Source organism: Paenibacillus sp. FSL R5-0527 (assembly GCF_038008055.1).
Lineage (GTDB): Bacteria > Bacillota > Bacilli > Paenibacillales > Paenibacillaceae > Fontibacillus > Fontibacillus macerans.
On sequence record NZ_JBBOYI010000001.1, the window covers coordinates 4,439,358 to 4,451,935 of the forward strand.

A 12,578-nucleotide genomic window follows, 5' to 3' on the forward strand; every position below is an offset into this window, starting at 1 on the left:
ATTCCAATCTCCTCTGTTCGTTAAAGTAATGAATAACTGCACTTAATTTTTCCGGCGGGGCCCCGATTTATTCTTACACGAACAGACTAACATAATCAGCAAAAATGCCTTGGCCGACTCATGACCAAGGCTATTGGCATACGGGTGGATCGAAGCCGCTTCACAATTAGCCGTCAGTATGTTGCTTTCTCATACAAATTCGCAGGCAATGCCTGCACGAACGGCGACCAATCGCCCGTTGTGTAAAGCTGAAGCCGGTGCATGGCCCGTGTACATGCGGTATACAGAAGCTTGCGCTCGTTGTCCCGGCCGTAAACTTGAGGTGAAGCCTCATAAATCAGAACGGCATCAAACTCGATACCCTTGGCGAGATACACGGGAATAACCACCGCTCCTTTCTCAAAGGTAACCGTCTCCTTCGTAATGAGCTGCAATGCTTCGCTTCCTTGCGTCCGTAATGATTCAAAGGCGGTTCGGCTTTCGGCTGCAGTCTTCGTAATGACGGCAATCGAGTCGAAGCCTTCAGCTTTAAGTGCCGCGATGTCTTGCGACATTCGCGCGTCACGCTCCTCCCCGCCTTCTAACCTGACAAGAAGAGGTTTCGGTCCGCTCCTTGCAAAGGGGACGATTTCCGCCCCATCAGCGAGCAGTTCCTTCGTAAATTCCACAATCTCCCGCGTTGAACGATAGCTGCGCACCAGGCGGATCAAACTTGTTTCGGATTCGCCATAAAGCCGAAACAGCGGCGAATCGGACTCCTGTAGGTTTGTAGACTGCGTAAAGATCGCCTGCCCGAAATCGCCGAGTACCGTCATGCGGGCACGAGGAAACAGTTTTTTAAGATACTCATATTGAAACAGCGAATAATCCTGCCCCTCATCGACGAAGACATGCCGAATCTCCGTGTTCGTCCGCACGCCTTCGAGCAGTTCTTTTAAATACAAATACGGAGTCGCATCTTCATAAAATAATTCGAGCCGGTCCAGCTTTTCTTTGGTTTGCTTGCAGATTTCAGACCATAAAACAGGGATCTCGGCCTCATTCGTCTTCTCCCGGTAACCAGCTTCATCGCCAAACAATTGGGAATATAGACCTTGGACATTGATAAAAGATAATTTCCTCACACTTTGCCTTAACGGTTTGAAGCTCATCTTCACGATCCTTTGGCTGAGCAAATCCTCCTCCCGCTCGGCGAAGTCAAAGTCGCCTTCATCTCCCCGGCGCTTCTTGCTTATTTTCTCGTAAACTACGGCGTAACGCTCAGCAATGTCAAAGACTTCCCTGTCCCTGTGCAGCTCGCCGAAAACTTCCGCGTATTGCTCGCTGTCGAGATATTGGAGTTCCTCCTCTACCCAGGATGCCCCGCGTTCCTGGCGTTCCAGCAGTGACAGTTCCTTTAGAAGCCATTTCTGCAGGAGTTCGACACGATTGGCCAAGCGCAAGGAAGGGTCGTAACTGTAAAATTGCGATCTCATTTGCTCTGCGGTGATCAGATCACGGTCCCGAAACCGAATGCCGTTGAAAAGCATACCTTCCCGCCCCAGCCACTGCGCATAGTTCTCCAGGGCACTCAAGAAAGCCTCGGACGCCTTGTACTTCATCCCTTGAAGGCGTGCCTCATCATTGGCAGTTGATTGTGCGGTCAGCACATATTCGATCTGATCGAAGGGATCCTCCAGACGTAAGGATGAACCAAGCCAATATTCGAGATATTCCTGCAAAGTCGTTTGTTGCATGTTCTCCTCGCCGAGCTCGGGAAGGACGGAGGATACATAACTGTTAAAAATCGGATTCGGCGAGAAAAGAACGATCTGGTCAGCCTTAAGCGAATCGCGGTTTTTGTACAGCAAATACGCCACACGTTGTAAGGCTGCGGAGGTCTTTCCGCTGCCGGCCGCCCCTTGCACGATAAGCAGCCGGCTATTCTCGTTTCGGATGATGGCGTTTTGCTCCTTTTGGATGGTGGATACGATACTCTTCATTTGCGAGTCCGCGCCTTTGGCCAGCATTTGCTGGAGCAGCTCGTCGCCGATCGTTACGTTCGCATCAAACATATTCCGGATTTGTCCGTCATGGATCTGATACTGCCGTTTCAGCTCCATCGTACCGGTGATCTGCCCACCAGGCGTATCGTAAAAGGCCGCACCGGGGGAATGGTCGTAGTAAAGACTTGCAATGGGACTGCGCCAATCATACACCAGGAAGCTCAATCCATCTTCATCGACGAAGGAAGATACACCGATATAAATCTGCTCGCTCTGGTTCAGACCGTCCTCCAGAAAATCGACACGTCCGAAATAAGGAGACGGTAACAGCCGTTTTAAGCTTCTCCATTGTAGCGTCAGAAGCCGAAGGCCACGCTCCCGTTCAGATAACACCGCGGCCTGTTGTTTGATCGTATAAAATGTTTCCTCAAATTCTTCGTCCGAGCCCGTGTTGACCGTAACTTCTTCCCAGAACCGCCTGCGAATCTCACCAGCCTGGTCGTGCAGCCCGGCAACCTTCGGTTCCAGCTCGTCCATCCTCGCTTTCAGCTTTTCCCTAACCTGATCCAGCCGTTCTTGTTCTGTCCGCCATTCCTTCGCTTCCATGTTCTTCTGAACACACTCCTTTTTAGTCAAGTCTGGATAAAAAAGAGCATTGACAAATCAGAGGTCACCGGTATAAAATTAAATTAGGATAGAAAATAAAATATCGGTTTATCATGATTTTTCAGTGCGCTAATGATTATAACATAGCGCTTTTTTGCGTTCAATTATTTTTTTGTGTCGTACCAATAGGCAAAAAGCTTTCCATAACCCCCTTTTCGGGCGATTATAGAAAGCTTATTTTGCTTTGTAGAGCATCTATCTCGCTCTCCTTAAAATTTTTCAGGAAATTGTATACTATTATTTCCTTCTATAATGCAACGGCGCATGGCCCGTGACCGCCTTGAACACTCGACCGAAGTGCGTCACGCTTCCGAACCCCACCTTTCTTGCGATCAAGTTGACCTTTATGGAAGAACTCTCAAGCAGCTTTATGGCTTCCTTGATCCGTACGCTGTTCACATACTCTACGAACGCGAAGCCCGTCGCTTCTTTGAAGGATCGGCTCAAATAATACGGGCTGATATAAAATCTATCCGCCAGCAAATGAAGCGACAATTCCTCCATGTAATGCTCGTTGATATAGCGGACAATCTCCGCTATTCGTTCATGCATCGGACTTGGCGATGCCGGCAGCTCCGCATCCTGTTGCCGGAAGTGCCTGCAGCACATGATGAGCAGCTGCACGACGAGCGTCTGGGCAAACAATTCGAAGCCGCTACTGCGTTCCCGAATCTCCTGAATAATCGCTCTGGAAAGCGTTTCGAGCGGTTGTCTATTGCGCAAGGAGCCATTCACGATCAGGTAATCCCGATCCAGCAAAGGCCAAAGCGCCTCCTTGTGGGCGCCGTCCGGCGAAAATAACCGCTCGTGCATATTGATAATGAACCGCTCATGCTTCGGCCGCTCCGCATTGGTCGTACGGTGCAGAATATTGGGAGCAATGATGACGACATCGCCTTCGTTAATCGTAATCGTCCGGTCCTGAATAAAAAATTCCCGCTTGCCGGACATCAGATAATAGATTTCGTAAGTGCTGTGAAAATGGCTCACCGGCATATGGTGGCTTAACGCTTTCCGGTGGGATACCTCGAAAGTACCCGCATGATTCTCGAAATATAGATCTCCCAATCCGCTCCGCTCTCCCTTCCGTACCTGTTGTTACATTATACTGCAAGAAATGAGAAGAAACAGAGGCTTTTTGCAAAAAATGTACATAAACCGATGCTAGAATGGGAGTACAAACAATCAAGGAGGAAGGATACGTATGCAAATCGCTTCATCCCTTATGACCCCGATTCAATGGGCGCTTAAAGCCTGCGAGGCGATCATGGCCAAATTCGAGCCGGAAAAGCTTCCGCCGGACCGGTTCCACTACCATCAAGGCGTTTTTCTGTCCGGTATGGAGAAATGCTGGCGGCAGACCGGAGAACAGAAGCTGTTCGACTATATGAAACGGTGGGTGGACAGCCAGGTTCTCGAGGACGGCAGCATCAAGAAGTTTATGTCCGACGAGCTCGACGACATTCAGCCCGGCGTGCTTCTCTTCCCCCTCTACGAGCAAACGGGAGACGAGCGGTATAAAAAAGCGCTGCACACGCTGGTACCCTTGCTGAAATCTTGGCCGAAAAATCCGTCCGGCGGATTCTGGCACAAGGGACATTATCCGAATCAAATGTGGCTGGACGGCTTGTATATGGCCGGACCGATTGCCGTGCAATTTGCCAAAACATTTGGCGACAGCGAATATTTCGACATGATGGCCTTTCAGGCGCTGCTCATGGAGAGGCATACGAAGGACCCGGCCACCGGCTTGCTGTACCACGGCTGGGACGAAACTAAAAAAGCCGACTGGGCCGATCCCCTCACGGGCCAAGCACCGGAGTTCTGGGGCCGCGCCATCGGCTGGTATCCCGTCGCCTTGCTGGAAATGTTCGAACACATGCCGGAGGACCATCCGGATAAAGCAAAGCTTGTTACCGTTGTACAGGATCTGCTTATCGCGCTGACGAACTATCAGGACCCGGCCACTGGCCTGTGGTACCAGGTTATTGATAAAGGCGACCGTCCGGATAACTGGCCGGAAAATTCCTGCACGGCGCTGTTCGTGCATGCCATGGCCAAGGCCGTCCGGTTCGGTTATCTGGATGCCAAGTACATGGAGTATGCCTGGAAAGGCTACCAAGGCGTCATCGATACGCTGAAGTTCGACGAGAACGGCAACGTCGTGATCGGCAATATTTGCATCGGCACGGGAATCGGCGACTACGCCCACTATATCGCCCGCCCAACCAGCGAAAACGACCTGCACGGCGCTGGCGCCTTCATCCTTATGTGCGTAGAGATGAATCTGGCGGCAAAATAGGTTAATAAATGGTAGGCACCATGCCCCCGTCCATCCGGATTGGAGAACCCTTAAATGCGGATGCGTAAGGGCTGCATACGAATGCGGCCAGCCTGCCTATTTCAAAAGGCTTGATAAACCGCTGTATTTCGGATTGGGGCAGGTTGGCAGCCATAAATTGCTTCTCTTTTTCCGAGAACGGCATCTCGTCTGGAAACAAACTTTCAATGATTTGATACACATTTTCGGAAAGCGTTGGTCCCGGCAAAATCGTATTGGATGTGACTTCCGTTCCTTTCGTTAATTTGGATAAGCTTTTTGACAGGGATAATAACATAGATTTGGTCATACAATACTGGGGCATTTGCCCTGAAGGCATAATCGCTTCTTCACTGGCAATAAAGATGATTCGTCCATAATTGTTTTTCAACATTTTAGGCATATAAAATTTGGATAATCCATTAGCGGCAAGGACATTCGTTCGGAAGTATTTCTCCCATACTTCATCGTCAACATCCTCGTAGGACATGATTTCATAAATCCCCATGTTGTTAATCAGAATATCGACATGGGGATATTTCTCAAATAGAGCTTCTCTTTGCCGGATATTCACAAGATCGGCTGCGGCATTCTGAGGGGAGGTAGCCGGGAACTCGGATTTCAGTTCTTTTACGGTTCGTTCTACTTCATCGTTATTCCGTCCGTTAATAAGGACATTGGCGCCTTCTCTGGCAAGTTCGATGGCTATAGCTTTCCCGATCCCTTTTGTCGACCCGGTTACTAAAGCGGTTTTGTTTTTTAATCCCATATCCATATCATCTGTCTCCTTTGTCGTCATTTACGGCGAGCTGATTTACAGTTATTCATAGAACACTCTCGTGCTCCGGATAGGGATTATATTACTGTGTCCGGATCGTTCGGTAACTAGTGGACAATGCCAAATTTCTTGTATAACCCGCCAATTATGAAAACCTAGCAAATTGTCGTTAAATATTCGGAACGCCAATTTGCAGGGGTATCGCCTTCCCAAAGGCGAAAGGCGCGGTAAAACGAGTTCTGATCTTCATAACCGATCAAGAATGCCACTTCTTTAATATCGAGCTTGGGGTCTGCCAAGTATTCCCGTGCCTGTTCATGCCGAGCCTGTGCCAACAACTGCTTGAATGTTGTGCCCTCGTCAGTAAGGCGGCGCTGCAAGGTACGAACACTCATGCCAAGCGCGCTCGCTACCGTCCGAATGTCAAGGCGCCCTCCAGCCAGACTGCGCTTCAAGATCCTCTTGACCATCTCGGGAAATGAACGGCTGAGCTGTTCTTCCAATGAGCGGTCCAATACGGGAGTCAGGAGCTCCAGCAACTCTTTGTTATATGAAACAAAGGGACGGTCCAGGTCTCTTCGATGCAGCGTTAATCGGTTGTTGGCTGCACCGATCCGGATAGGGCACCCGAAGTAAGCCTCAAGAGCCTTTACATCCCCCATCGCGCTGGAAAATTCCACGGACCGTGCAGTTAAAGGGCGCCCCGTGCCCCGCCGCCCTAGCTCCAGAAGAAAGGCCAGCGTGGTTCCAATCAGCACTGGCGGTCCGGGTTGCTCACCGGGCATCCGTTCCAATTCGATGGTACAGCGCTCGCCTTCTTCGGTGATACGCAAGCTTTCCGGAGGGCACAGTTGTTTGTACCGGGCCATCCGCTCAAGGGCGTCGCGATAGTCGCGAGCATGATAGGTCGCTAAGACGGTCGGCGGGTACTGAGCCGTTTCAAAGACGGTGGCCAGCTTGATGATTCCAATCGCAGTGTCGCCGACGAGATCGGCGTATGCCTGCCAGATTTTGAAATATTGGGCGACGGTGACGGCGACAGGTTCTGCAGCAATGGTGAGCGGCAGCTCCGCTTTGCGTGCGACGTCGTGCGGGGCAATTCCTAATTGTTGTAATCCCGCCCAAAATCCCAGCGGGAATTTTATTTGGTCAGATTTCATTGCGTGCGGATCTCCTTTAGTTGCTTACCTATTCGTTCCGGTTATGATTAAGTATACATAAAAACCGTTGATCTTTTCTTCAAGATCAACGGTTTTTGACATGGTTTTTTCTGGATCACACCCCTGCATGTCCCCCACTGCATTTAAGAGATGAAGGCAGCCCAAAGGTCACAAGCTAGCTGACCTTTTGGGACTGCCTCCTTTAACTTTTATCGCTACGTTATCGCTTGCGCAGCATCCGGCCAAATACGCCCAAAATCGGAAGCAGCAATATTGCTGCTGTTAACAAGGAGGCTCGGATAGAGAACCGGTTTCCGATCCAGCCCACGGCCGGCCCTCCCGCGGTTTGGCCAAGCGCGTCCGACTGGCTGACCATCGACAGCACCGTGGCCCGTGTATCGCTGCGCAGATTCATGTTCAGCCATGTCGCATAGACCGGCTCGCTTACGGTAACGACTACACTTACGGCCAGCACGGACCCAGCGCCCAGACAAAGTCCGTCGCCAGGAAAAGCGAGAAAACGCCGGCAACGCGAATGAAAGTCAGCATAAATAAGGCCGCGGACACGGTTCGCTCGCTGCTCATGTTCAGCTTTTTCTCGATGAAGCCTACCGCCAGCATTCCCAAAATCGTGGAGGCCGCGCTGATCAGGCCAAACCATACGGCCGCCTGCAACGTCCAGTCCGGAAAGCCGATTTCCTGGATCAGATGAATCTCCCATAGCCGGTCATAACCTTCCGAGGCCGCGCCGCTAAACAACGTGACGAACACGATGATCATCAATAGCGGACTGCGTGCGACCACCTTTGCCCCGCTTTTCCAGGTTCGGGTCATCTCTCGAAAATGAGAGACTCTTCCGCTGCGCGGCGGCCGGACAAAGCCCGTCTCCTTCATCTTACGGATCAGGAGCAGGCCGAGCACAGCATACATCAGGCCTCCCGCTATATACGGCAAATTCGGAGCCAGCACGGAAAGGCCCACGCTCACGCCAATTCCCAGCAGAGATGCTGTCAGAGCCACACGTTTGGCGCGAATAAAAATGGACCCGGCAGCGGATTCCCCCGCCTCGTCAACAATCCAGGCGCTGTCCGCCCCGCTGATAAAGGTGTGGCCGATCCCGAACACCACCTGGGCCAGCATCACCCAAACGACGAGCGGGATCGCCAGGCCGAGCCCCTGAAACCAAATGATACTGCCCTCAAACGTAAACCCCGCACCCAAAATGAACATCCCGATAATGACCGACAGTCTGCGGCTGTATGTATCGGCAACGACGCCGGTAATCCCCTCAAAAATCAGCACCGTTAATTCCAATACGGTTCCGATCAGAACCAGCTCAAAGGGATTCAGGCCCAGCTGTGTGACGTAATAGATGCTGTAGGTCGTAAATATAGTGCTGTTTGCCAGCGAAGAAATAAAATTCATCAAATAAAATACTTTTGCCGCTTGAACGTTATGCAAAACGGATTCCGCCTTTCAGGTAGGCGGCGCGTCATTCCAGGTTCAGAAGGTAATATTCGCTACTCCCTATTCGCTAATCACAATCCATACCGCCACATGCGGCCGCTTACCGTTTTTCTTTTTTGATCTTGATTTACTCCGGTTCGTTGGTTGGATTGAAATTGGCTTTTTTGCATATCAAACACCTCCAAAATAATTAAAAGAAACGTCTAAAAGCTAATTATACCAGCATTACACTTCCAGAACACGTTAAAAATTTACAGCTATCATGACCTTTGTTTAATGTGATTTCCTTGCGTTTGGACAACAACTTATATCCTTAAAACAAAAAAAGTCGCCAGTCACGTTCCGCCGAGGTCAGTGTATCTACCTTTTGCACCCTAGCCGCTTCGAGCTTCGAGCAGTTTCACAAATCAACGCCAGGTGTGGGGCTGTCTAAAGGGTTCGTGTCTTGGTGTCCTGCCAGCAACCTTTGCACGATTATCCCCTTCGTTCAGGGAGCCAGGGACCAGCGGGGCTAGAACAAGGGTTCTAAAAGAGGGAAGAAAAAACAGAAGAGATGAGGAAATCTTGGCGTTTGAACGGCAGGGGTAAGTTTAATGCGGATCAACTTGATTGGTGTGGGTTTAAAATATCTCGAACCTATCTGCTTCTCCACAAATATTATTTCTCCCGAGCTTGTCTTTCTCTCTGCTACCTGATCAAACGGGATCATCGTGCAAAGTCTCCGGACAGCGCGTGTTGATCTGCCGCCCACTCCACTTTCCTATCCCCAAGCTTTCGGGCGCCCTTGGCAGTTGATTTAGGTTAGGCTGACCCGGTTTTCGAACCAAACTATCGCCCGGCCGAAAATCTAACGGTTGTACCAGCGGCTATTTTGTGTGATTTCGGCGAAGAGTTCGTTGCAACGGGGACATTCTCCGCATGGTTGCGGCAGCGCAAAACAAGGAAGCGGGGCGCCCCCCGCTTCCGCAAATTCCCCTATCGGCTCAACCTCAAATAGGCGCTGCCTTGGTTACTGCAATTGCCACAATGCAGGCACGTTTGCCGGCTCCCAGCCCGGGAGCGAGGTGTGCGCCTGAATGCACGCGTAAATGCTGCCGTTATAGGACACCAGGTCATTTATACGGTAGGCAACCCATGGCTCCCAAGGCTGAACTTCACCTTCACCCGGATCATCCTCCGCCGTCGTCGCTCCCTGAACGGAAGCGGCCGCGGAAACATTGCCGGCGGCGTCTTTAGCGGTTACCGAAAAGGTATAAGTCGTATTCGGAGACAGACCGCTAACGATTGCCGCGGTTCCGGTTGCGTTTACGCTTCCGGCATCATACGTTACCGTGTAGCCGGCAACGCCCACGTTGTCCGTGGAAGCATCCCAGGCGAGACTGATGCTTGTCGGCGTGGCTCCCGTTACGCGCAGTTTACCGGGAACGGTTGGCGGTGTGGTATCCGGTTCAGGATCGGGATCAGGATCGGGGGCGGGATTGCCACCGCCGCCCAAGCTGTCCAGATAGGCCCGGTGACTGCCGGAGAAGGCGTAGTTGGCCGCTTTATCCCAGTTGATCGACCAGGTCATCAGCCCTTTGAAGCCGGGATATCCTTCGGGATTGCGCAGCGTATAACTTCCGCCAAAAGATTGCCCCTTAACGAGATAATCCAGCGCTTTGTGCACTTCGGCCGGAGCCGTATATCCGCCATTTGCCGCGGACTGCGTCGCCGGAAGCCCGATGAGCACTTGATCCTGGCGCAGGGCGGGAAAATGGTTGTTTGCATTGCCGCCAACGTCAAATCCCTGCAGCAGCATCTCGGCCATAGCCACCTGGAAATCCGCCGTTCCCTGGGCATAGGATTTCCCGTCCAAACCGGTCATCGATCCGGAGTTGTAATGCTGCACGTGCAGATAGTCGAGCGAATCGCGCAAAGCGTAAATGACCGGAAGGTACGCGCCCCACGGACCGCCGTAAGCGGCGTATCCGCCTTGCACGTACGCTGTTTCCGGCGCCATGGTCAAGACGAAGCCGGAACCGTAGCTGTTCGCGATCTCCCGCACGGCGGAAATCAAGTTGACGATTTTAGGCGTCGTCGGGTTGCGAAAATCCGTGTCGCCCGGATTCAAGGACAGCGAGCTTCCTTCCAAATCGATATCCAGGCCGTCAAAGCCGTACGTATCGATAATGCTTTTCATGGTGCTGACAAATTTCTGTTTGGCCTGGTCGGTGGACAATTCCACGGCTCCGTTGGCTCCTCCGATGGAGATCAGCACCTTTTTGCCCTGGCTTTGCAGTTCCCGTACGTCGGCTTGGAATTCGTCGATCGAGGCGTTATAAGGCTGGAAAGCCATATCTCCACTCGCCGCACCGCCTGAAGGCTCCGCAAACGCAACCTGGATGACATCATAGCTCGAAGGGACATCGCGCAGCCGGATGTTGCTGGACCCGTTGTCAAAGTTGTGCCAGTAGCCGACGATGATTTTATCGCCGTTTGCGGCAGCCGCCGCCCCCTCCTCGCTGAATGCGGCGAGTGAAAACAACGGAACGATAAGTGCGGCAACGAGCAGCCAAATGCCCGATTTGCCTAATATTTTGGCCTGTTTCAATTGGTTTGTCCTCCTTGCAAAAGAAGATAATTACCTGCTAAAAGCCGAACCTGAAGCGCTTAAATCAACCTATCATCTGCCTCCTTTACTAAATAGGGTCAATCTCCTAAAATAAGACAAAAAGAGATTGCTAGAGTAACTATTTTACATATTCCCCCATTAATCCTGCTATATTTTTCAACATATTCTTTGATTTGATAGAAATATGGCAAAATCGTGCAGACCCATGCACAATTGCATGGGCCTCTCGCGCAAAAAAAGACTGCCGGCAATTTCCGCCGGCAGTCCTTCGCTTTCAAGTAGTATACTCCTCAATCCTATTCGCTGGACAATTCCTTGAGCGATTTGATTTTACCATGGGGATGCTGTTCTTGCTTGCGTGACTTCCAGGCCGCTTCTTTCCTTCTCTTCTGGTGAGCCATAACAGGTATCCTCCTTTGGATATTGTGATGTATACCACTTCCTTAAGTTGTCATTCCTCAACTCTGTTCATGCATGAAACCTTTATCTCTTTACCTAAAAAATTAAAAAATTATATGCACGATAGTTCCTTCTTTTGGGCGATTTTTGCTATAATTAAATTGCGTTAAATGTACGTTTAATGTAATTTCGATTGTAAGCGATTGGACAGGTGCGAATGGATGAAGTATACAGATACTTTGGAGCTATATGAGCGTGAATTGAACCTTTTTTTGGTATATATGAAGGATCGTGAATATTCAAAGGAAACCCAGAACGGCTACCTCCACGACATCAAACACTTTCTCGCGGGATTGAACGGTAAAGCGGTTGCCGATGTAACCGACATTGACATATTGCAGCATCTCACGCGGGTTCGCGAATCCGGCGCCGGCCCCCGCTATCGAAACCGTTGCCAGTCCGCAATCCGTTTGTTCTATAAAGTTCTGGTCCGGTTTAGGGTGTGCAGCCACAACCCGGCGATGGATATTGAAAAAGCGAAGATCGAGAAAAACCGGCAACCGGTATTTCTTCAAAAGCAATTCCTGGATGCGTGCCTCCAGCTTGTAAAGGGAAGGTATATCGTGCGCGACGTTGCCATTATCGCGTTGATGGCTTACGCCGGGTTGCGGGTAAGCGAGATCGTCCGGCTGAACATTACTGATTTTTATCGTTTCGGATCCAAAATGTCGGTGCTTGGCAAAGGGGAAAAATGGAGGTATATCCCGCTTCCGGAGGAATTGCGTTATCTTTTGCAGATGTCGCTGGACCAACGAATTAAACCGCGGAACAAAAAAGACGAGCCCGCGTTTTTCATTTCGCAATTCGGCCGCCGCATCAGTAAACGTATGGTTCAAACCATCGCCGATAAGACATTCGAAGCTCTGGCCGAGAAATATCCTCAATTTAAGGGTGTCCCCCTATCGGCTCATAAACTGCGCCATTCTTTTGCTACGGATCTGCTGCGAAACGGCGCTGATTTGCGCGCTGTCCAGGAACTGCTTGGCCACGAGAACATTTCTACCACGCAAATCTATACGCACGTATTGGATGAAGCCAAGGAACGCGCCATGAACAAGGTGCGGCCGGCCATCCCTTTTATAAAAAACTTAGAGGAGACATAAGCTGCCTCCTCTGTGCCCCGCTTTCCGGA

10 protein-coding genes and 1 pseudogene are annotated in these 12,578 nt (G+C 50.9%); 3 read left to right on the plus strand and 8 right to left on the minus strand.

Features of this window, described 5'->3' with window-relative positions:
- Positions 1-173 precede the first annotated feature (173 nt).
- Together helD and NYE69_RS19555 are read right to left on the minus strand one after the other, a co-directional pair.
- Positions 174-2,591 (minus strand): RNA polymerase recycling motor HelD, encoded by a 2,418-nt coding sequence (gene helD / locus NYE69_RS19550; RefSeq protein WP_340927509.1) that lies wholly within the window; start codon positions 2,589-2,591, stop codon positions 174-176.
- A gap of 297 nt (positions 2,592-2,888) precedes the next feature.
- Complete coding sequence (locus NYE69_RS19555; RefSeq protein ID WP_340927510.1) at positions 2,889-3,719, minus strand: AraC family transcriptional regulator; 831 nt, start codon at positions 3,717-3,719, stop codon at positions 2,889-2,891.
- A 136-nt stretch (positions 3,720-3,855) separates the two neighbouring features.
- On the opposite strand from NYE69_RS19555, the gene NYE69_RS19560 reads away from it, so the two are divergent.
- Positions 3,856-4,953, plus strand: coding sequence for a glycoside hydrolase family 88/105 protein (locus NYE69_RS19560; protein ID WP_340927513.1), 1,098 nt, complete (start codon positions 3,856-3,858; stop codon positions 4,951-4,953).
- Between the two features lies 1 nt (position 4,954).
- On the opposite strand, the gene NYE69_RS19565 is transcribed toward NYE69_RS19560, so the two are convergent.
- The 6 genes from NYE69_RS19565 to NYE69_RS19590 form a co-directional block, all read right to left on the minus strand.
- Positions 4,955-5,746 (minus strand): SDR family NAD(P)-dependent oxidoreductase, encoded by a 792-nt coding sequence (locus NYE69_RS19565; protein WP_036622918.1) that lies wholly within the window; start codon positions 5,744-5,746, stop codon positions 4,955-4,957.
- Positions 5,747-5,904: 158 nt separating this feature from the next.
- Positions 5,905-6,909 (minus strand): helix-turn-helix transcriptional regulator, encoded by a 1,005-nt coding sequence (locus NYE69_RS19570; RefSeq protein WP_340927515.1) that lies wholly within the window; start codon positions 6,907-6,909, stop codon positions 5,905-5,907.
- Positions 6,910-7,129: 220 nt separating this feature from the next.
- The gene (locus NYE69_RS19575; RefSeq protein WP_340927516.1) at positions 7,130-7,384 is read right to left on the minus strand and encodes a hypothetical protein; all 255 of its coding nucleotides are present in this window, start codon (positions 7,382-7,384) and stop codon (positions 7,130-7,132) included.
- On the minus strand, positions 7,372-8,370 hold the full coding sequence (locus NYE69_RS19580) for an MFS transporter (RefSeq protein WP_340927517.1): 999 nt from the start codon (positions 8,368-8,370) through the stop codon (positions 7,372-7,374). The genes NYE69_RS19575 and NYE69_RS19580 overlap by 13 nt, the downstream gene beginning before the upstream one ends.
- A gap of 1,015 nt (positions 8,371-9,385) precedes the next feature.
- The gene (locus tag NYE69_RS19585; RefSeq protein ID WP_340927518.1) at positions 9,386-10,966 is read right to left on the minus strand and encodes a carbohydrate-binding protein; all 1,581 of its coding nucleotides are present in this window, start codon (positions 10,964-10,966) and stop codon (positions 9,386-9,388) included.
- Between the two features lie 317 nt (positions 10,967-11,283).
- On the minus strand, positions 11,284-11,388 hold the full coding sequence (locus NYE69_RS19590) for a DUF6254 family protein (RefSeq protein ID WP_015735743.1): 105 nt from the start codon (positions 11,386-11,388) through the stop codon (positions 11,284-11,286).
- Positions 11,389-11,667: 279 nt separating this feature from the next.
- On the opposite strand from NYE69_RS19590, the pseudogene NYE69_RS19595 reads away from it, so the two are divergent.
- Positions 11,668-11,820: pseudogene (locus tag NYE69_RS19595) on the plus strand (phage integrase N-terminal SAM-like domain-containing protein); the annotation flags it as partial.
- 189 nt (positions 11,821-12,009) lie between these two features.
- Positions 12,010-12,549: a tyrosine-type recombinase/integrase gene (locus NYE69_RS19600; RefSeq protein WP_328271423.1), complete on the plus strand. Its 540-nt coding sequence runs from the start codon at positions 12,010-12,012 to the stop codon at positions 12,547-12,549.
- The last annotated feature ends 29 nt before the right edge of the window (positions 12,550-12,578 follow it).

What these genes read in the sequence shown, in the direction of transcription:
- helD (WP_340927509.1), bottom strand. Translation starts at nt 2,591, where the DNA reads ATGGAAGCGAAGGAATGGCGGACAGAACAAGAACGGCTGGATCAGGTT.
- NYE69_RS19560 (WP_340927513.1), top strand. Translation starts at nt 3,856, where the DNA reads ATGCAAATCGCTTCATCCCTTATGACCCCGATTCAATGGGCGCTTAAA.
- NYE69_RS19565 (WP_036622918.1), bottom strand. Translation starts at nt 5,746, where the DNA reads ATGGATATGGGATTAAAAAACAAAACCGCTTTAGTAACCGGGTCGACA.
- NYE69_RS19570 (WP_340927515.1), bottom strand. Translation starts at nt 6,909, where the DNA reads ATGAAATCTGACCAAATAAAATTCCCGCTGGGATTTTGGGCGGGATTA.
- NYE69_RS19590 (WP_015735743.1), bottom strand. Translation starts at nt 11,388, where the DNA reads ATGGCTCACCAGAAGAGAAGGAAAGAAGCGGCCTGGAAGTCACGCAAG.